Source organism: Geomonas sp. Red276 (assembly GCF_054784495.1).
In genome coordinates this window covers 16,390-36,253 of sequence record NZ_BLXW01000032.1, presented here as the reverse complement: position 1 = coordinate 36,253, position 19,864 = coordinate 16,390, and the positions used below count along the sequence as shown (strand labels likewise).

18 protein-coding genes are annotated in these 19,864 nt (G+C 68.3%); 3 read left to right on the top strand and 15 right to left on the bottom strand.

What is annotated here, in order from left to right; translation table 11 throughout:
* Window positions 1-74 precede the first annotated feature (74 nt).
* Window positions 75-2,390: a 5-methyltetrahydropteroyltriglutamate--homocysteine S-methyltransferase gene (gene metE / locus ACYVL5_RS18355; protein ID WP_460597026.1), complete on the top strand. Its 2,316-nt coding sequence runs from the start codon at window positions 75-77 to the stop codon at window positions 2,388-2,390.
* On the opposite strand, the gene ACYVL5_RS18350 is transcribed toward metE, so the two are convergent.
* Window positions 2,356-2,670, bottom strand: coding sequence for a hypothetical protein (locus ACYVL5_RS18350; protein WP_460597025.1), 315 nt, complete (start codon window positions 2,668-2,670; stop codon window positions 2,356-2,358). The two genes, metE and ACYVL5_RS18350, sit on opposite strands and share 35 nt — an antisense overlap.
* 278 nt (window positions 2,671-2,948) lie before the next feature.
* Between ACYVL5_RS18350 and ACYVL5_RS18345 the strand changes: the two genes are divergently transcribed.
* Window positions 2,949-4,523 (top strand): sensor histidine kinase, encoded by a 1,575-nt coding sequence (locus ACYVL5_RS18345; protein ID WP_460597024.1) that lies wholly within the window; start codon window positions 2,949-2,951, stop codon window positions 4,521-4,523.
* A 12-nt stretch (window positions 4,524-4,535) separates the two neighbouring features.
* Here the strand turns inward: ACYVL5_RS18345 and ACYVL5_RS18340 are convergent, their stop codons facing one another.
* Window positions 4,536-4,712 (bottom strand): hypothetical protein, encoded by a 177-nt coding sequence (locus ACYVL5_RS18340; RefSeq protein WP_460597023.1) that lies wholly within the window; start codon window positions 4,710-4,712, stop codon window positions 4,536-4,538.
* Between the two features lie 186 nt (window positions 4,713-4,898).
* Here ACYVL5_RS18340 and ACYVL5_RS18335 point away from each other — a divergent pair, with 186 nt between their 5' ends.
* Window positions 4,899-5,264: a hypothetical protein gene (locus ACYVL5_RS18335; RefSeq protein WP_460597022.1), complete on the top strand. Its 366-nt coding sequence runs from the start codon at window positions 4,899-4,901 to the stop codon at window positions 5,262-5,264.
* 3 nt (window positions 5,265-5,267) lie between these two features.
* Here ACYVL5_RS18335 and ACYVL5_RS18330 read toward each other — a convergent pair whose 3' ends face one another.
* From ACYVL5_RS18330 to ACYVL5_RS18270, 13 genes are all read right to left on the bottom strand, one after another.
* Window positions 5,268-6,692 (bottom strand): sigma-54-dependent transcriptional regulator, encoded by a 1,425-nt coding sequence (locus ACYVL5_RS18330; protein WP_460597021.1) that lies wholly within the window; start codon window positions 6,690-6,692, stop codon window positions 5,268-5,270.
* A gap of 58 nt (window positions 6,693-6,750) precedes the next feature.
* Window positions 6,751-7,902 carry a sensor histidine kinase gene (locus ACYVL5_RS18325; protein WP_460597020.1) on the bottom strand — a complete coding sequence of 384 codons (1,152 nt, stop codon included), beginning with the start codon at window positions 7,900-7,902 and terminating at the stop codon, window positions 6,751-6,753.
* 1 nt (window position 7,903) lies between these two features.
* Window positions 7,904-9,250 carry a hybrid sensor histidine kinase/response regulator gene (locus ACYVL5_RS18320; RefSeq protein WP_460597019.1) on the bottom strand — a complete coding sequence of 449 codons (1,347 nt, stop codon included), beginning with the start codon at window positions 9,248-9,250 and terminating at the stop codon, window positions 7,904-7,906.
* Window positions 9,247-10,314 carry a chemotaxis-specific protein-glutamate methyltransferase CheB gene (cheB, locus tag ACYVL5_RS18315; RefSeq protein ID WP_460597018.1) on the bottom strand — a complete coding sequence of 356 codons (1,068 nt, stop codon included), beginning with the start codon at window positions 10,312-10,314 and terminating at the stop codon, window positions 9,247-9,249. Before cheB ends, ACYVL5_RS18320 begins: the two co-directional genes overlap by 4 nt.
* An 11-nt stretch (window positions 10,315-10,325) precedes the next feature.
* On the bottom strand, window positions 10,326-12,494 hold the full coding sequence (locus ACYVL5_RS18310; protein WP_460597017.1) for a hybrid sensor histidine kinase/response regulator: 2,169 nt from the start codon (window positions 12,492-12,494) through the stop codon (window positions 10,326-10,328).
* Window positions 12,495-12,539: 45 nt separating this feature from the next.
* Window positions 12,540-14,396, bottom strand: coding sequence for a HAMP domain-containing methyl-accepting chemotaxis protein (locus ACYVL5_RS18305; protein WP_460597016.1), 1,857 nt, complete (start codon window positions 14,394-14,396; stop codon window positions 12,540-12,542).
* Window positions 14,397-14,435: 39 nt separating this feature from the next.
* On the bottom strand, window positions 14,436-15,029 hold the full coding sequence (locus ACYVL5_RS18300; RefSeq protein WP_460597015.1) for a chemotaxis protein CheW: 594 nt from the start codon (window positions 15,027-15,029) through the stop codon (window positions 14,436-14,438).
* The gene (locus ACYVL5_RS18295) at window positions 15,030-16,625 is read right to left on the bottom strand and encodes a CheR family methyltransferase (RefSeq protein WP_460597014.1); all 1,596 of its coding nucleotides are present in this window, start codon (window positions 16,623-16,625) and stop codon (window positions 15,030-15,032) included.
* Window positions 16,622-17,068, bottom strand: coding sequence for a chemotaxis protein CheW (locus tag ACYVL5_RS18290; RefSeq protein WP_460597051.1), 447 nt, complete (start codon window positions 17,066-17,068; stop codon window positions 16,622-16,624). The genes ACYVL5_RS18295 and ACYVL5_RS18290 overlap by 4 nt, the downstream gene beginning before the upstream one ends.
* A 22-nt stretch (window positions 17,069-17,090) precedes the next feature.
* Window positions 17,091-17,498: a response regulator gene (locus tag ACYVL5_RS18285; RefSeq protein ID WP_460597013.1), complete on the bottom strand. Its 408-nt coding sequence runs from the start codon at window positions 17,496-17,498 to the stop codon at window positions 17,091-17,093.
* A gap of 440 nt (window positions 17,499-17,938) precedes the next feature.
* Window positions 17,939-18,388, bottom strand: a complete 450-nt coding sequence (locus ACYVL5_RS18280; RefSeq protein WP_460597012.1) for a response regulator transcription factor — start codon at window positions 18,386-18,388, stop codon at window positions 17,939-17,941.
* Window positions 18,389-18,396: 8 nt separating this feature from the next.
* Window positions 18,397-19,380: a sigma-70 family RNA polymerase sigma factor gene (locus ACYVL5_RS18275; RefSeq protein ID WP_460597011.1), complete on the bottom strand. Its 984-nt coding sequence runs from the start codon at window positions 19,378-19,380 to the stop codon at window positions 18,397-18,399.
* Window positions 19,381-19,406: 26 nt separating this feature from the next.
* The gene (locus tag ACYVL5_RS18270; RefSeq protein WP_460597010.1) at window positions 19,407-19,562 is read right to left on the bottom strand and encodes a hypothetical protein; all 156 of its coding nucleotides are present in this window, start codon (window positions 19,560-19,562) and stop codon (window positions 19,407-19,409) included.
* Window positions 19,563-19,864: the final 302 nt, after the last annotated feature.

Here is a 19,864-nt window from a genome sequence, read left to right as displayed (position 1 = left end):
CCCTCTCGTTGTAAAACCCCCGTCATCGGCTACAATCAACCGGTGTTGAAAAACCACCTGAGGGAGGACGGCGGATGCTTACCCACAACCTAGGCTACCCCCGCATCGGAGCGGATCGTGAACTGAAGACGGCCTGCGAACGTTTCTGGAGCAACGAGATCGACCTCCAGGAACTGGAGGAGACCGGGAAGAAGCTCCGCAAGGTCCACTGGGAGGCGCAGCGGGAGGCGGGGCTCGATCTCATCCCCTGCAACGACTTCTCCTTCTACGACCAGACGCTCGACCTCTCCCTCACGGTGGGGGCGGTACCGCCCCGTTTTTCCCGGCTCTCCCAAGCCCCCCTCCCCGAGCTCGCCTTCGCCATGGCCAGGGGATGCCAGAAGGAAGGGGTGGACGTGGTGGCCATGGAGATGACCAAGTGGTTCGACACCAACTACCACTACCTGGTCCCCGAATTCACCCGCGACCAGCGCTTCTCGCTCACCCCCGGCAAGCCGCTCGCCGAGCTCAAGGAGGCGCGGGGGATGGGGTTCGCGGCCAAGCCGGTACTGATCGGCCCGGTCAGCTACCTCCTCCTCGGCAAGGAGAAGGAAACGGGCTTCCATCGGATCGACCTTCTGAAGAGGCTTTTGCCGGTCTATCGGGAGCTGCTGACCGAGCTCAGAAGGGGGGGAGCGGAATGGGTCCAGCTGGACGAACCGTTCCTGGCCCTCGACCTCTCCCCCGAGGTGGCCGCCGCCTACCGCGAGGCGTACGCCCGGCTCGCCGCCGGGGGGGCGCTACCGAAACTGCTGGTGGCGACCTACTTCGCGGGGCTGGGGGAGAACGCCGAGCTCGCGGCCCGACTCCCGGTCACCGCCCTCCACCTCGACCTGGTGCGGGCACCGGCACAGCTGGAGGAGATCCTCCCCCTCGTTCCGCATGAGCTCACCCTCTCGCTCGGGGTGGTCGACGGGCGCAACATCTGGAAGAACGACTTTGCGCGTTCGCTCCCCCTCGTCCAGAGGGCGGTGGAGGCGCTGGGAGAGGAGCGGGTGATGGTGGCCCCTTCCTGCTCGCTGCTGCACGTCCCCTACGACTGCGCACCGGAACGGGAGGCGGGGGTGCTCCCGCCCGAGGTGGTCGACTGGATCTCCTTCGCCAGGCAAAAGCTCGACGAGGTGACCACCATCGCCTCGCTGGCCTTAAAGGGGGCCGCCGCCCTCGAGGACCCGCGGGTGACGGCCAACGCCGAGGCGCAGGAGCGGCGGCGGCACTCCCCGCTGATCCACCGCCCCGAGGTCAAGGAGCGGGTGAAGGGGATCACCCCGGAAAAGCTGCGGCGCGCGACCCCGTTCGCCACCCGCCGGGCCCGCCAGCAGGAGGCCCTCGCCCTCCCCTCCTTCCCGACCACCACCATCGGCTCCTTCCCGCAGACCGCCGAGGTCCGGAGGCTCCGCTCCCGGCTCTCCTCCGGCAAGCTGTCGGCCGAGGAGTACCGGGCGCAGATCGAGCGGGAGATCGAGCGGACGGTCCGCTTCCAGGAGGAGGTCGGGCTGGACGTCCTCGTGCACGGCGAATACGAGCGAAACGACATGGTGCAGTACTTCGGGGAACAGTTGGAGGGGTGCGGCTTCACCAGGGGGGGATGGGTGCAGAGCTTCGGCTCCCGCTGCGTAAGGCCACCGGTCATCTTCGGCGACGTGGAGAGGAGGGGTCCCATGACGGTGAGCTGGACGGTCTTCGCCCAGTCGCTCACCGAGCGCCCGGTGAAGGGGATGCTGACCGGGCCGGTGACCATCCTGCAGTGGTCCTTCGTGCGGGACGACCAGCCGCGCAGCGATACCGCCCGGCAGCTGGCCCTGGCCATCAGGGACGAGGCGGTCGAGCTGGAGCGGGGTGGTATCAGGGTCATCCAGATCGACGAGCCGGCCTTCCGGGAGGGGGTGCCGCTCAAGCTCGCCGACCGGGGCGCCTACTTCGCCTGGGCCGCCGACTGCTTCCGGCTGGCCACCTCCGGGGTGGAGGACGCGACCCAGATCCATACCCACATGTGCTATTCGGAGTTCAACGACATCATCGACCGGATCGCGGCGCTGGACGCCGACGTCATCACCATCGAGGCATCCCGCTCGCAGATGGAGCTTCTGGAGGCCTTCAAGGAGTTCAGCTATCCCAACGACATCGGACCCGGGGTCTGGGACATCCATTCGCCACGGATACCGTCCTGCGAGGAGATGTTCGATCTACTGGAACGGGCGCTGGAATGCGTCCCCAAGGAAAGGCTCTGGGTGAACCCGGACTGCGGACTGAAGACGCGGGGGTGGAACGAGACCCGCGCGGCCCTCGCCAACATGGTCTTCGCCGCCCGCGCGCTCAGGGAGCGCTACTTCGCTCCACCCGCTCGCTGACCGCCTGGATGATCATCTCCGCCTCGGAGGTGGTGAGCCCCACCCCGGGCTTGTTTCCCATCCAGTGGGTGATGTCGTCCCTGGCGGCATCGAGCGGCTGGGGGAGCGGAGGCCCGTTGACCCGTTTACCGTTGATGTAGAGCATCGCCTTGTACTCGCCGCCGTGCCTCACCAGGGCGAAGGTGGCCACCGTGCCGTTGGAGAGGACCTTCTTCAGGAGCTCCTTCTCGACGATCGGCTCGCTGTCGGCGTACATTTTGTACCAACCAAGGTCTTTCATCCGGGCCTCCCGGGACCGCGCCGTTTTGAAAATTATTTTCAATTCATTTCGCCGCGGTCGGATATCCCCTTTGACATAATTATCGACGTCTGCGGGCCAAACTACAATATAAATACCGGCAGGTTAGCCCGCCGCGCCCTTCCCGCCTGCCGCCTGGACGGCCTCCCCGCCTCCCCGTCGCCGCCCCCCCGCCCCCTGTGAAAAACCACCCGGAGGATCTATACTATCCATCATGGCGCGGCACCCCGCGCAGCTAAAGCATACCAAACGGCACGAACATGAAGAACCGTCCCCCAGTTTCCGATCCCTCCGGCACCTCCACCGACCGCCGCCCTCCGGCGAAAGCACCCTCTTTCCCCACCGACCAGTGGTACGCCCTCATGATCCAGCAGCTCAGGGAGTACGCAGTCGTCCTCCTCGATGGCGAGGGGACCATCCTCTCCTGGAACGGGGGCGCCGAGGCGATCTACGGCTACCGCCCGGAAGAGGCGGTCGGGCGCCCCCTGTCGCTGCTCATCCCCCCCGAGGAGGGGAGGGATAAGGCGGACCGCGAGCTGACCAGGGCGGCCCAGGCCGGGAGCCTCGAGCTGGTCGGCTGGCGCCCGCGCAAGGACGGAAGCCGCTTCTGGGCCGAGCTGACCCTCACCGCGCTGAAGGACGAAAGCGGCGCACCGGCCGGCTTCTCCCTGGTGGCCCGGGACGGCACCCGGCGCCACGGGGTCGAGGAGACCCTGCTGAAAAGCCGCGGCATGTTCGAGCGGCTCTTCGAGACCTCACCGGACGCCATCGTGGTGGTGGACGGCAAGGGGCTGATCAGGAAGGTGAACCAGCAGACCGAGGTACTCTTCGGCTACCAGCGCGAGGAGCTGATCGGGGAGCTGGTGGAGCGCCTGGTCCCGCCCCGCTTCCACGACCGCCACGTCAAGGACCGCGCGGGATACTTCCGGGAGGCGCGCCCCCGCAAGATGGGGATCGGCCTCGACCTGTACGGGATGACCAGGGACGGGCGCGAGGTGCCGGTGGACATCATGCTCACCCCCATCGAGATGCCGGAGGGGACCTGGGCCTTCGCGGTGATCAGGGACATGACCCGCCAGCGCAAGAGCGAGGCCAAGATAGGCGAGCTGAACGGGGAACTGAGGAGGCAGATCGAGAAGCTCGAGGCGAGTAACCGCGAGCTGGAGGCCTTCAGCTACTCGGTCTCCCATGACCTCAGGGCGCCGCTTCGCCACGTGATCGGCTTCGTCGACCTGCTGGTCACCCGGGGAAACGAGAGCCTGGACGACAAGAGCCGCCACTACCTCGAGGTGATCACCGAGGCGGCCAAGAAGATGGGGGACCTGATCGACGACCTGCTGGCCTTCTCGCGGATGGGGCGCTCGGAGATGATGAAATCGCGGGTGGACATGGGGCATCTCGTGCGGGATATCGTGGGGGAGCTCGCCGGCCAGGCCAGGGAGAGGAGCTTCACCTGGGCGGTCGGGCCGCTCCCGAGCGTCACCGGCGACAGCGCCATGCTGAGGCAGGTGGTCTACAACCTGCTCGCCAACGCGGTGAAGTTCACCCGGGACCGCCCGGCCCCGAGGATCGAGGTGGGGGCGCTCGAGACCCCCGAGGAGTACCAGTTCTTCGTGCGCGACAACGGGGTGGGATTCGACGCGGCCTACGTGGGGAAACTCTTCGGGCTCTTCCAGAGACTGCACAGAAACGAGGAGTTCGAGGGGACCGGGGTGGGGCTCGCCATCGTGCAGCGGATCATCGCCCGGCACGGGGGAAAGGTCTGGGCGGAGGGAAACCTGGAGGAGGGAGCCACCTTCTGGTTCACCCTCCCCCGGAGAGATCCCAACCAGTGAGAGGCGCTCAGGTCACAGCTTGTTCCTGAGGGTCTCCTTGAGTTCCAGAAGGGCCAGGGTCTGCAGGTAGCTTCCCAGAAACTCGATGTGCTTGAAGGCAATCCCCTCGCCGAAATAGTCGTCGATCTCGTGGATCGCCTGCTTCATCAGCTTCTGTGCTGGGCTCAGCTTGGCGGTCTCGGGGTTCATATCGCTGTCCTCCTCGTGAGGGTTCGCTCTGCTATATATATACCAAAGCGTCACTCCCTTGGAAACCCTCCCCCTCCGGCAGCGCCCGCACCATTTTCCCCTTTACCGCGGGGACCGATTTCGGGTAACCTGCAGCGGTTTCGACCCGCCTGGGGCGGGAGAGTCTACAGCGGGAGGAGCGGTGTGATGAGATTGGCGACAGCGGTACCGGCCGTGGCGATGTTCCTGGTGGCGGCCGGATGGCAGCCGGCCTGGGGCGGGCACGGCACCATTGAGGAGACCGATGACCAGATCATCGTCGAGTACAGCGGGGATCCCGGTGACAACGCGACGCCCGGCCGGAACGCCGCCCCTTCGTCGGGCGCCACCCCCTCCGCGGCCCCCGACACGATAAGCGGCCAGGCGCCCACCCCGGCGGGAGGCAACCCCGAGGCGACGGCCGCCAGCGGCGGCACCGGCGACGAATCGCCGCGGCGGCTGCCGAGGAGCCGTAACACCAGGCGCCCCCGCTCCGGAGGGGGAGCCGTCCCGATGCCCGCCGTCGAGGAGTAGCGACTACCCGCCGTTTCCCTGGAGCTTCAGCCGCTTGTTGAGGGTCTGCCTCCCCATGCCGAGGATCTTCCCCGCCAGCCCCTGGTTCCCCTTGGCGAGCTTCATCGCCTCCCTGATCATGTACTCCTCGACCTCGTCGATGGTCGGGAAATGCCCGAAGATGGCGCAGAGCGGGTTCTCCTCGCCCGAGGGGTCCGAGCTGGCCGCCACCCGCACCGGGCGCTCGTCGCCGATCACCGACTTGAAGGTCTCGGTGGAGAGCACCCCCGACTTGTGGCGGAGCACCGCGTCGAAGACCAGCGCCTCGAGCTCCCGCACGTTGCCCGGGAAGTGGTAGAGCGCCAGCATGACGGCGAGCTCGGGGGGAGGGGTCGGCTTCTTCTTGTTGAGGGAGGTGGCCGCCGCCTCCAGGAAGTGGTCCAAAAGAAGCGGGATGTCGTCCAGCCGCTCCCTCAGGGGGGGGAGATGGACGCGGTGCCCGCAGAGGCGGTAGTAGAGGTCGTTTCTGAATTTCCCCTGCTTGATCAGCTCCTGCAGGTCGCGGTTGGTGGCGAGCACGATGCGGGCGTCGCTCTTCTTGACGAAGTCGCTCCCCACCGGGTAGTACTCCTGCTCCTGGAGAAGGCGCAGGAGCTTGATCTGCGACATCTCGTTCAAATCCCCGATCTCGTCCAGAAAGAGGGTCCCGCCGGCGGCCCGCATGATGAGCCCGTCGCGGTTCTGCTCGGCGCCGGTGAAGGCCCCCTTGCGGTGCCCGAACAGGGTGTCGGAGAACATGTTGTCGTCGAGCCCGGCGGCGTTCAGGGCCACGAACTCCCCGCTGCATCCCGACAGATCGTGGATGACCCGGGCGATCCGCTCCTTGCCGGTCCCGGTCTCGCCGGTGATCATCACCGGCTGGCGGGTGCCGGCGATCACCTCGAGGTACTGGAAGATGGCCCGCATGTTCTTGTTGCCGGTCACGATGGAGCGGAAGGCCTCCGGGTGGTCCAGCCGGTCGGTGAACAGGTACTGCTTGAGCACCGAGAGCTCGCTGGAGAGCGAGCGCATCTCCAGCGCCTTTCTCACCGAGGTCACCAGCCTCTTCACCTCGATCGGCTTGACCAGGTAGTCGAAGGCCCCCTCCTTGATGCAGTTGACCACCAGCTCCACGTCGTTGTTGGCGGTGGCGAGGATGACCGGTATCTGGGGGTGGCGGGAGACGATCTGGGGGAGGAGCTCCTGGCCGGTCAGGTTCGGCATCCTCAGGTCGAGGACGATCACGGAGACCTCCTCGCGGGCGAGGAGGTCGAGGACCTTGCGGCTGTCCGATTCGGTGAGCACCTCGCGGTATCCGCTGGTGATGAGGCAGCTTTTGCAGCTCTCCAGGATCTGGGTCTCGTCGTCAACCAGCAGGATGCGCTGCAGATGCTTGTTTTCCCGTATCACGTTTCTGACTCCTAGCGGTGCCCGCCACCTTCCTCATCCGGGGCGGCAGGGGAAGCGGTCAGGCGGGGAGGGTGAAATAGAAGGCGGCTCCCAGGCCCGGTTCCCCCTCGGCCCAGACCCTGCCGCCGTGGCGCTCCACTATGCGCTGAACGGTGGCGAGCCCGATGCCGGTTCCTGAGAACTCCTGATCCGAGTGGAGCCTTTGGAAGGGGTGGAAAAGCTTGCCGCAAAGCGCCATGTCGAAGCCGGCGCCGTTGTCACGGACGAAATATGCCCTTTCCCTACCTATCACGTCAAGTCCAAATTCGATGACCCCCTTATCCTTCCCCCCCGTGTATTTGCACGCGTTGTCGAGGAGATTGAAGAGGACCACCCGGACGAGGTCCGGATCGCAGGAGGCCGACAGGCCGGGGGAGATCGCGAAGCTAAGCTCGCGGCCGGCATAGCGGCAGGCGAGCTCGACGGAGATCACCTGGGCCATCTCGCTCAGGTCGGCCTCCCGCCTGGCCAGCTCGTGGCGGCCGGCCCGCGAGAAGTCGAGCAGGGTGCGGATCAGGGCGCCCATCTCCACCGTCTCGTCCTCGATGATGCCGATGAAGCGGCGGCACTGCTCGTCGAGGGTGGGGCCGTAGATTTCGGCGATCAGCTGGCAGTAGCCGCTGATCTTGGTGAGCGGCGAGCGGAGGTCGTGGGAGATGGTGTGGCCGAAGGCCTCCAGGTCCCGGTTGGCGAGCTCGAGGTCGCGGGCGCGGGCGGCCAGCCGGTGGTTCAGCTCCTCGATCTCCCGGGCCGCCCGCTCGCGCTCGCGCTGCTGGCTGAGAAGGCGCAGCGACTCCTCGACGGCGGCGAAGAGCTTGGCGCTCTCGATCGGCTTCAGGACGTAGCGGCTCACCCCGATCTCGATCGACTTGATCAGGTAATCGAGGTCGGAGTGGGCGGTGGTCACCACGATGGGGACCTTGGGGTCGCTCTCCAAGATCCGTCTCGCCATCTCGATACCGTTCATGGCGGGCATCTTGATGTCGGTCACCACCAGGTCGGGGCGCTCGTCCCGGAAGCGCGCGAGCCCGCCGGCCCCGTCCCCGGCCCAGAGGAGGGTCAGCTCGGGGAAGCGCCTCCCCAGCATGGTGAGCACCGCCTGCCGGGTGATCTCCTCGTCCTCCACGTACAAAAGCCTGAGCCCTTCCCCCCATGGCCGCTCGTCTTTCATCTCACACCTCGATCCTGAACTCGGCTCCCCCCGCCACGTTGCGGGCGGTGATGGAGCCGTTCATGCTCTTCTCCACGATGTTCTTGGCCATGAACAGGCCGATGCCGGTCCCCTTCCCCTGCTCCTTGGTGGTGAAGTAGGGCTCGAAGATGCGGCCGATCACCTCGTCGGGGATCCCCCCCGCGTTGTCGGCGATGGTCAGGACCGCCTTCCCCCCCTCGCCGAAGAGCCTCACCTCGATGCGGGGGTCGCGGCAGCGGGCGGTCGAGAAGGCGTCCATGGAGTTGCTGAAGATGTTCAAAAGCACCTGGGAGAACTCGTTGGGGTAGCCGGCCACCCGGGGGGCCTCGCCGGAGCGGACCTCGACCACGATCCCCTTGTCGTTGAGGCTCCCGTTGACCAGGGCGAGCGTCCGCTCCACCACCGGGGCCAGGTCGAACTCGCTCTTTTGGCGGTCGGGGGCGAAGAAGTTGCGGAAGTCGTCGATGGTCTGGGACATGTGCCTGACGAGCTGCATGATCTTGGTGGTCGAGGCGTAGAGGTGGTCGGGGGTGAAGGTGCCGTACTCGTGGCTCAGGGTGAGGTCCTGGACCAGGAGCCCCACCGCGTTCAGGGGCTGGCGCCACTGGTGGGCGATGTTGCCGAGCATCTCCCCCATGGCCGCCTGGCGCGACTGCTGGATCAGCACCTCGTCCTTCTTCCTGAGCTCCTCCATGGCCTGCAGCCTTTCGGCGGTCTCGCGGGTGAGCGCGGCGGTCCGCTCGGCCACCCGCTGCTCGAGCTCCCGGTTTAGCCGGGAGAGGGAGTGCTGGGTGGCCAAAAGCTCCTGGTTCTTGTCGGCGGCGAGCTCGTAGGTGGCGAGCAGGAGCTCGACGATCTGGGCCCGGCCGGCGTCGATCCGGTAGCTGCGGTCCCGGTAGCGGATCTCCACCGGCTCGCCGGGCTCCCACCCGGAGCGCCCCCCGTGGCCGGAGAAGACGGTGGCGATCCGGTTCAGGAGCAGGGTGTTGCGGTACGGCTTGGAGACGAAGTAGTCGGCGCCCGCCTCCAGGGAGTTCAGGACGTCGGCCGGGTCGTTTAGGTGGGTGAGGAGGATGATGGGGGTCCCCCGGGCGCTCCCCTCCCTGCGCACCCGGCGGCAGAGCTCGAGGCCGTCCATCTCGGGCATCATGATGTCGCTGATCACCAGGTCGGGGCGGTGCTCCTCGATGAGCGGCAGGGCGTCCGCCCCGTTTCTGGCGCTCCGCACCCGGTAGCCGTTGGCCAGGAGAAGATGCTCCAGGAACTTCGCCTGGGTGGGACTGTCGTCGACGATGAGGATCAGGCGCGGGGCGCCGGCGGTGGTCATGGTACCTCCTGCGTTGCGAGGGAGTGGGGGGAGCCCAGGCGGATCAAGAGCCGGACGATCCCGTCCGGGGGGAGCACGTAGCGGGCGGCCCCCAGCGCCACCGCGGCCCCCGGCATGCCGAACACCACCGAGCTCTCCCGGTCCTGGGCCACGGTGATCCCCCCCTTGTCCCGGATGGCCAAAAGGCCACGGGCGCCGTCGCTCCCCATCCCGGAGAGGAGGACCCCGGCGGCCCGGGGGCCGAAACGGAGCGCCACCGAACGGAAGAGGGCGCAGACCGCGGGCCTTAAGCCGTTGACCGGCGGCGCGGTGGAGAGCTGCACCCGCTCCCCCGGCCCCGCCTCCAGGTGGCTCCCCTCGGGGGCCACGTAGACCCTCCCCCCCAGCAGCGGCTCACCCTGCTGGGCCAGCGCGACCGGGAGACGGGAGTTCTGGTTGAGCCAATGGACGAAGTTGCCGGTGAAGCCGTCGGCCATGTGCTGCACCACCATGACCGGGAGGGGGAAGCGCTCCGGCAGCGAGGAGAGGATCTCCCCCAGCAGCGGGGGGCCTCCGGTGGAGGCACCGATGGCCACCACCCGGACCGGCCCGTCGGGGAGCGCCTCGGGGGAAGCGGAGGGGGGGGGAGCGGCAGCCGGCGGGCGGGGGAAGGTGCGCCGCACCACCTTGATCTCGGCCATGAGCTTCACGTGGCGGATCAGCTTCTCCACCGAGGCGGCGTGCCGCGGGGTTCCCGGCGGCTCCGGCTTGGCGAGCACCATGAGGGCGCCCGCCTCCATCACCCGGAAGAGGGTGGAGGAATCGGCGGGGTCGACCTTGGAGGTGACGATCACCACCGGGACCGGGGAGAGGGACATGATGGCGCGGGTCGCCTCGTAGCCGTCCATCCCCGGGAGGTGGAGGTCCATGGTCACCAGGTCGGGACGGAGGGAGGCGGCCGCCTCGACCGCGGCTTCGCCGGTCTCGGCGCACCCCACCACGGTGATCGCCGGATCACTCTCCAAGGCCGCCACCAGTGCCCGCTGCACGGTGCGGCTATCTTCCACCACCAGTACCCTGATCACCCGTCTCCCCTTCAGGTCAGTTTGCCGATCACCTCGATGAGGCTGCTCTGGTCGAAGCTGCTCTTGACGAGGTAGGCGTCGGCCCCCACCTCGATCCCCCGCTCGCGCTGGGCGCGGGACTCAAGCCCGGTCACCAGCACCACCGGGAGCCCCGACCACCGGCTGTCGCGCCTGATGGCGGCGGTCAGCTCGAAGCCGTCCAGCCGCGGCATCTCCACGTCGGAGACCACCAGGTCGAAGCGCTCCCCCTTCAAACGGTCGAGGGCGTCCTGGCCGTCCACCGCGGTGGAGACCCGGAAGCCGCTCGACTCCAGGATGTTCTTCAAGAGGGTCCGCGAGGTGATGGAGTCCTCGGCCACCAGCACCGAGAGCTGGCGCGCCTCATCGGCGCTTCGGCGCCGGGTGGCCGCGTCGCCGCGGGACAGCGCCGAGCGGAAGAGGTCGGCGGGGTTGGCCACCGGGACCACCTTCCCGTCCCCGAGCACCGCCCCCCCCACCACGTTGCGGACCCGCGACAGCTGGCTCCCGAGCGGCTTGACCAGCATCTCCTGGACCCCGATCACCCGCTGCACCGCGAAGGCGAGCCTCCTGCCGGCGGCGTTGAGGACCACGAGCGGCTGGAAACCGCCCGCCGGGGGGAGCCCCTCGGGGAGCTCCAGCACCCGGGCGAGGCTCACCAGGGGGACCACCTCGCCGGCCAAAAGCACGGTCTCCCGGTTCTCCACGCTCCTGATATCCTCCACCCCGACCCGGGTCCCGAGCTCGACCGCCTGGGCCGGGATCAGGCAGAGGCGCCCCCCCGCCTCCACCAAAAGCCCCTCCATGCGCGAAAAGCTGAGCGGCAGGGTGATGGTGAAGGAGGTCCCCTTCCCCGGCTCGCTCGCCACCGCCACCCCCCCTCCGAGCTTCTCCACCGACTCCCGCACGATGGCGAGCCCCACCCCGCGGCCGGAGAGGTTGGTGACCAGGGGGGAGGTGGAGACCCCGGACTCGAAGATGAGGCGCATGACCTCGGCGCCGGAGAGCCGCTCGAGCGCCTCGGCGGTCACCGTCCCCGCCTTGAGGGCCGCGCCCCGGACCGCGTCGAGGTCGATCCCGCGGCCGTCGTCGCTCACCACCACCTGGAGCCGGTTGGCGTCCGGGAAGAGGGGGCGGATCTCGATCGTGCCCCGGTCCCCTTTCCCCGCCCCGCGCCGCTCGGCGGCCGGCTCGATGCCGTGGTCCATCACGTTGCGCAAAAGGTGCAGAAGCGGCTCCCTGAGCTCGGCCAGGATGCGGCGGTCCACCTCGAGGAGGGCGTCGGGGGTGACGAGCTCGGCCTCCTTCCCCAGCTCGCGCCCCAGGTCGCGGACCAGCTTCCCCAGCGGGGAGGTCAGCCAGGAGAAGGGGAGGAGCTGCAGCTTCTTGAGCTCGGCCAGGAGCGGATCGACCGCCCCCTCCAGCCCCCAGAGGTGCCGCTCGGCCCGTCCCTCGAGCTGCCTCACCACCCCCTCGGTCACCCGCTCGCCGGCGGCGAACTGTGCGAGGAGCGGGGCTAGCTGCGACGACTCACCGCCGGGCCGGCCGCGCCGGATCGCCTCCCGGGCCAGGTCCAGGGCCCGTCCCCGCTCCCCGGCCCGGCCGGCCAGTTCGGCGGCCAGCGCCCCCACCTCCTCGCGAAGGAGAAGGGCGTCGAGCTTGGCGGTGGCGAGCTCCTCGGCCTGCAAGAGGAGCGATTCCAGCAGATGGGCGGAGACCCGCACCGTCTCCGGCTGGGGGGCCGGGGGGGAGGGAAGCGGGCGGCCCGGGGGGGAGAGGGTCCCTCCCCCGGGTTCGCCGGCGGCCTTGGGCGGCGGCAGCGGCGGGGCGGCCTCCCCGGCGATAATCCGGGTGAGGAGGTTCACCCCGGCATGGAGCCGGTCGAGGAGCTCGGCCCCCAGGGCGAGCTCGCCGCGCTTCGCACAGGCCACGAGATGCTCGAGCTCCTGGCACTCCTTGGCCACCTCCACCAGGTTGACCGCGTGAGCGGCCCCCTTCAGGGTGTGCATGCGGCGAAAGAGGGCCTCCAGCAGCCGGCCGTGCCCGGCCGGCTCCCCCCGCTCCAGCTCCAGGAGCAGCTCGCCGAGCCCGGCCAGCTGTTCCTGGGCCTCGGCGCGGAAGGTCTCCAGAAGCTCCCTCAGGAGGTTCTCCACTTCAGGCATGGCGCCCCTCCCCCCCGAGGCCGCGCGGTATCCCGGCCCCCTTCGTCATGCCACCAGGTAGCGGCTCACCAGCTGCTGGAGCTTCTGGTTCAGCTGGTAGAGGTCGCGGGCCGCCGCCTCAATCTGGCGCGAGCCGTCGAGGTTCTGGCTGGAGGCCTGGTTGATGCTCTGCACGGCGATGGCGATCTGGTCCATGCCGATCGCCTGCTCCTGGGTGGAGGTCACGATCTGCAAGGTGGCGTTGGAGGACTCCTCGATGGCCTGGGAGAGCTGGCGGATGGCCTCCCCCGCCTCGCCGGACTGCTTCACCCCGCTCTCGACCGCCTTACTCCCCTGCTCGGTGGCGAGGACCGCGGAGGTGGTCGCCTTCTGGATGTAGCCGAGGATGTTCCTGACCTGGGCGGTCGCCTGCTTGGACTGGGTGGCGAGGTTCTTGACCTCCTGGGCCACCACCGCGAAACCCTTGCCGTGCTCCCCGGCCTTGGCCGCCTCGATGGCGGCATTGACCGCCAAGAGGTTGGACTGTTCGGCGAGGTCGTTGACGGTGGCGATGATCTCGCCGATCGCCTGGCTCTGCTCGGAGAGGTTGACGATCCGCTCGGCGATGAAGGCCATCCGCTCGTCGATCCCCCGCATCCCCTCGATGGCGCTCTCCACCGACTCCCTCCCGGTCTTGGCCACCTGGACCGCCTCGTGCGAGCGGTCGTAGACCTGGCGGGACTTCTGGGAGGCGAGGTCGGTGGTCTGGCGGACCTCCTGGACGGTGGCGTTGGTCTCGGAGACCGAGGCGGCGGTCTGGGCCGAGCTGGAGGCGAGCTCGGAGACGGTGGTCATGATCTCGCCGGCCGAGCGGGCCAAGACGTTGACGGTCTCCCGGATCTCCAGGTTGAGCTCGCGCAGGCTCCTCGCCATGGCGGCGAAGGAGGTTCCCAGCTGGTCCCGAGGCGAGGCGGGTACCACCTGGACGGTGAGATCGCCGGCGGCCAGCCGGTCGGCATTGGCGGCGAGCCTCTTAAGCGAGGCGACCATGTTCTGCATGGCCAGGCCGAAGACGTCCCGCTCGGAGGCGGGGACCACCTCCACCTCCAGGTCCCCCAGCGCGATCCGGTTGGCGCTCTCCCCCATCCGGCGCAGCGACTCCACCATCTGCCCCATGGCGGCCAGCAGGGTCCCGAGCTCGTCGCCTGAGCCGGAGCCGATCTCCACCGAGAGGTCGCCCTGGGCGAGCCTCTGGGCCGCCGCCACCGCGTTCGAGAGGGGACCGGTGATGGAGGCGGTGATGACCGCCGCGATGAAGAGGGCGGTGAGTCCGGCCGCCACCACCAGGAAGGCGGTCAGCATCCAGGTGGAGCGCTCGTTGTCGCGGGCCTCCTGCTCGAAGGTGCGGGCCTTGTTGGTGGAGAACTTGAGCACCTCGTCGATCTGGCCGTCGATGCGGGAGACCGTGTCGCGGGCGAAGGTCTTGTGGAACTGGGCGGCCTCGGCCAGCTTGCCGTGGCTCACGAGGTCGATGGTGCGGGCCCGGACCGGCTTCCAGGCGTCCATGGACTGGCGCACCCGGTCGATCATGACGGGGTCGCCTAAGAAGTGCTCCCTGGCCAGGGCGAGCTGTTCGTAGACCACCTTCTCGTTGGCGTCGACGTCGCGGATGGCGGTCTCACGCTCCAGGGGGTCGCTCCCGTAGAGCACCAGGTCCTTCATGCTCCGGTGCATCATGATCACGTGCTGGTCGACCTCGCCGATGGCCTTAACCACCGTGAAGGGGTGCTGGTAGAAGTTGGTCACCAGGTGGGACTGGGCGGAAAGGTTCCTCAGGGAGAGGATCCCGACCAGGACCAGGAAAAGGACCAGCAGGCCGAAACCGGCCACCAGCCGGGTCCGGATCTTCAGATTTTTCAGCATGACACCCCCTGTCTGCAGGATAGCGATTGGCATGACATATCAGCTTACCTCCTCGTGCACCACCAGGCGCGGGTCGGCCAGCACCTTGGCGAGGTCCAAGACCGCCAGCCGGTCGGCGGTGACCCCGGTGAGGAAATCCCCCCCGGTGCCGGAGAGGGTGATGGGGGGAGGCTGGAGCGCCCCCCGGGAAAGCGACCTCACTCCCACCACGGCGTCGGCCAGGATGCCGAACTCCAGCGCCCCGTCGCCGACCACGATCAGGCGGTTCAGGTCGGAGAGGCCGGGGGCGGGGATTTCGAGGAAGCGACGGAGATCGACGATGGAGACGATCCTTCCCCGCACCTGGACGATGCCGAGCACGAAGGGAGGGGTGCAGAAAAGCGGCGTGAACTCGGTGACCGCCAGGGTCTCCTTGACGAAGGAGAGCTCCACCCCCCACTTCTCCCCGGAGAGCCGGAACTCGAGGCAGTCGAACCTCGGCCCCGCGTCCTCCTCCTGTTCCGGGCGCACCGCCAGCCGGCGGGCGCGGGCAAGGAGGATCTCCCGCTCCCGCTCGTGGTCGAGCTCGAGTTCGCCGGGGAGCTCCTCCCCGACCCCCTCGTCAGCGTTCACCTCTTCCCGTTCACCAGCCATCTAGCATCCCTCCGCTCCCCCCTCGGCAAGGGGGGAACCTTTTTTCCTTCTCGCTCCCCCCTCGGCAGGGGTGGAGCCCAAAAGTCCCCGGACCATCTCGGCCAGCCGTCCGGCGGTCAGTCCCTCGGCCTCGGGGAGCACCTCGTGGGGGAGCCTTCGCTCCAAAAGCCTCAGGGCGTTCATGAAGCAGCGGCGGGACTCCCCCGGCTCGCCGCACCGCCTTTTGAGGTTTCCCAGCGCCAGGTAGGCCATGAGATGGTCGTGGTCGATGAAGAGGGCCGTTCTCAGGGCGCGGGCCGCCCCCCCGTCGTCCCCCTGCTGCTCGAGGATCAGCGAGAGGAGGTAGTGGCTGGCGGCACTCAGCCGGTCGCAGTCGATCGCCTTACGGCAGAGCCCGGCCGCCTCCTCGCAAAGACCCAGGTTGGCGAGCGCCCGGGCCGAGAGGGCGAGGGACCGGGCCCCGAGCTCCCCCTCGGGGGGGATGGGGCGGCAGCGCTCCGCCGCCTCCCGGTAGCGCCCCTCCCGGTACAGATCCAGCGCCTCCCGGTACCGCGCCTCCCCCTCGCCCTCGGGGAGCCCGGAAGGGGGGGGCGGGGCGGCCGCGGCAGGGGGAGCCTGCGGCGGGGCGGGGGGCGGTACGGCGGCAGGCTCGGGCCGCGGGGGCGGGCGGAGGCGGCGGTGCCCTTCGGCCGGCCCGGGGGGAAAAGGCCGGGGCGCTCCCCCCGCGGGGTGGGAGGGGGCGAGCGGGCCGGACTTCTCCAGCACGAAGGTGCCACCCGCGTGCAGGCAGCGGAAACCGCCGAGGTTTCGGTGGTCCACCTCGGTGGGGGCCACGAAGAGCCATCCCCCCTCCCTCAGCAGCCCGTGCAGCCCGGCCTGGGTCTTAAGCGCCTGGGCCGGGGTGAAGTAGAGCATCACGTTGCGGCAGAAGATCAGGTCCGCCTCGTCGAGCCCGGTAGCGTGCCGGAAGGAGGAGGGCTCCGCCAGGTTGAGCCGGCAAAAACGGACCATCGACCTGACCCGCGGCGAGAGCTCGAAGCGGCCGTCGGCCAGCCGGGTGAAGTACTCCCAAAGCCACGGCGGCGCGTTCCTGAACGACCAGGGGGTGTAGATCCCGGCGCGGGCCCGGGCGAGGGCGTTCTCGTTGAGGTCGCTTCCCACCAGCTGGATCTCCCAGGCCGGCAGGTCCGGGATCAGCCGGCTCAGCAGGATGGCGATGGTGTACGGCTCCTCGCCGCTCGAGCACCCCGCGCTCCAGATGGTGAGCCTGAGCCTCCCCTCCCGGCGGCGGGCCGCCACCAGCTCGGGGAGGAGCCGCTCCTCGAAGAGGCGGAAACTCTTGGGGTCGCGCAGAAAGTAGGTCTCGCCGATGGTGAGGACGCCGGCGAGCTTCTCCAGCTCCCCCGGGGGGGTGGGCCGGGCGGTCAAAAGCCACAAAAGGTACGGCTCGCAGGCGGGAAAGCCCGACTCCCGCGCCAGCGGGGAGACCCGGCTCTCCAGCTCCTCCAGCCGCTCGGGACCGAAATGCAGCCCAAGCGTGCGGGAAACGAAGGAGGCGAAGAGTTTGAGGGTCTCCTCCCCGGCGGGCCGGGTCATGACCTGAGGCTCTCCAGAGCCTCCTGGATCTCGCGTTCCTCGCTTCGAAAGAGGAGGGTCTCCAGGTCGTGGATCAGCACGAGCCCCTCTTCCCCGCTTCCCACCCCCTCGAGAAGGCCCAGCCCCGCCATCACCCGCTCGGGGGGATGGACGGCCAGCGCCCCCCCCTCGATCACCTCGCCGGCGGCATCCACCGCGAGCCCGAGCCTGAGCGCCCCCGCCCGCACCACGAGGAAGTGGTCCGAGCAAGAGATTTCGCGCAGCGGCAGCCGGAAGCGCCTGCGGAGATCGAGGACCGGCAGGGGCTCGCCCTGCAGGTCCAAAAGGCCGAGCACCACCTCCGGCGCGCTCGGCAAGGGGGTGAGCGCCGCCGCCGGCAGCACCCGCTGGACGGCCTCCAGCCGGACGGCATACCGCTGTCCGGCCAGGGTGAAGGTGAGCAGATGGGAAGTCGTGATCTCCCTCCTAGTGTGGGGTGACCGGCAAGGTGGGGGGGAAGGCGCGCCCCACCACGTCGAAGAGCTGGTGCCGGTCGACCGGCTTGATTATGTACTCGCTGACGCCGCACTGCTCGGCGTCCCGGCGGCAGGTGGTTTCCGAGTGGGCGGAGATGGCGATGACGACCGTCCCGGGGGCCTCGGCGCGGATGGCCCGGGTCATCTCGATGCCGTTCAACACCGGCATGTTGATGTCGGTGATGACCAGCACCGGCCGGTGGCGCCGGAAGAGCTCCAGCCCCTCTTGGCCGTTCTCGGCCGCATGGATGGCGACCCCGGGGAACTTCATCCCCAGCATGCGCCCCATGGTTTCCCGCGCGGCCGGATCGTCCTCGACCAGCAGGATGCCGGCCCTGTCGTGAATCGGGTGCTTCATGAAAATGGTTGACCTCGTGCTGAAATCGCCCGCCGGCGGAACCGGGGGGGAATTGGTTACTTCCGGGGATGAGCGCCGCCGGCGGCTGGGGGGCCGCCGGGTGATGCAGGCGCGGGGTGAATCGGCTAAACCGGTGACGTGCGGAGGAGACGATAGTCGGCGGGGCGGGAAGGCGATCGTTCGCCGGACGGTCCACGACCTTCCACCGGGATCGGGGGTGGAAGCCCGCGGCCACTCCGGGGAGGAGGTAACCGACGGTGGAGCCACCGTCGCGGGGACGGCATCGTGCTTCCTATCGGGGGGCGCTTCCCGGACCGCCGACGGCGATCCGCATTTCACTGGTCATGGCCGCCTGCAGGCCGGAAGAGCAGGGTCGACACGGTCACCTTACATAGCACATCAGCCGGCCCGCATAAAGCGAAAACCGGACCTAGGTCCGGTCATCCGCTGATTCGGTAGCTGCGGTGGATGGCTCCGGGGACCGTCTCCCCCAGGGCCGCCTCCATGGCGGTGAAGAGCTCCTGCACCCGGTACGGTTTGCCGATGGCGGCCGTCACCCCGAGGAGCGCCACCTTTTCCCGCCACCAGGGATCCCCCCCGGCGCTGACCACGAGGACCGGGGTCTCCTTTTTGACCGCCCGCATCCGCCCGATCATCTCCAGCCCCCCGAGCACCGGGAGGTCCAGGTCGGCGATCACCAGGTCGGGGGATTTCTCCCTGAAGATGCGGACCCCCTCCTCGCCGTTGTCGGAGCTCACCACGGTGGCCTGGGGAAACTCCCAGGAGATGAGGAGGGTCATGGTCCGCCCCGCCTGGTGATCGTCCTCGACGATCAGCACCGTAAAGCCGTGGCCGCGCATCCCCGCGGTGGTCATCCCCCTCCCCTCCATGGCCGCTCCTAGCTATGGGCGGAGTGGAAAGGCGAGGGCTCGGGGAGCTCGACGAAGCAGCGGAGCTTCTCCAGCGCCTTGGACTCGATCTGGCGGATCCGCTCGCGGGTCACCCCGAAGTTTCTCCCGATGTTGTCCAGGGTCTGCGGCTCCCCGTCGTCCAGCCCGAAGCGCATGGTGAGGATCTTCTTCTCACCTTCGGAGAGGGTCTCGAAGCAGCGGGCGACCAGGTCGTAGCGGTCGAGGTCCTCCAGGAGCACCGCCGGCGAGATGGTGGAGGTGTCCTCGATGGTGTCGATCAGGAAATAGTCGTTGCTGTCGCCCAGCGGCCGCTCGATGGAGTAGGTCTTCTTCAGGAACACCATCAGGCGGCGGACCTGGGCCGGGTCGGTCCCCATGGCGTCGGCGATCTCCTTGGTGGACGGCTCGCGGTTCATCTGCTGCACGAGCTGGCGGGTGACCCGCATCATCTTGTTGATGTCGTCCGAGATATGCACCGGGAGCCGGATGGTGCGCGACTGGTTGACCAGCGCCCGTTCGATCGACTGCCTGATCCACCAGGTGGCGTAGGTGGAGAACCGGCACTCCTTGGAGAGCTTGAAGCGCTCGACCGCCTTGATGAGCCCCAGGTTCCCCTCTTCGATGAGGTCGAGGAAGGGGAGCCCCCGGTTCATGTACCTTTTGGCGATCTTGACCACCAGCCGGAGGTTGCAGACGATCATCCGGTCACGGGCCGCCTTGTCTCCCTTGGCAATCTTGGCCGCGAGCTCCCGCTCCTCCTCGGCCGACAAGAGACGGGTCCTCTGGATCTCCTTCAGATAGAGCTTGATGGCGTCGTCGAAATGCTCCTCGACCGCCGCCCGGCGTTCCTCCTCGGCCTCGCCCTCGTCCGTCTCTTCCATTTCGTCCGCCTCCTCGGCCTCCATCTCGTCCAACTCCGGCTCGGGATCGAGGAACGGGTCCCGTTCTTCCAAAAGCGCACAGCTATCCATACTGCATCTCCCAGGCCCGTGCCCGGTTAGGCGAGCGGGTTGTTGAAGGATTTTTTCCGGTTGGCCACGATGGTGGAATCGACCATCTCGCCGCAGCAGACGCACTTCCAGGCCTCGAACGACCTGACGAAATCGTAGTATTTCTCGGCAAACATCCTGCCTTTGCATTTAGGGCATGTCATGACCGGCCTCCGCCCCCCGAAGGGGTATTTTTATCAGTGATGTGGCGTGATTATCGTTGCACAGCAGTTTACTTAGAGGCAGGAAGCGTGCCAGCCGGCCGCGAGGCGGGTAAGGGCTCGATTCCGCGCGGTTTATCCCGGAAAAGGAGGAAAGTCCGGACGCGAAAGGGGTGCGAAAAATGCGACAGCCACGGGTTGCCCTGCCTGCAAGATCCCGATTTACAAGGGGAAAGCCATCCTTGTCGAAAAAAGAGCACGCAATAATTGGCGACACCCTTGCCGGGAGCGGCTAGGCCTTCGCT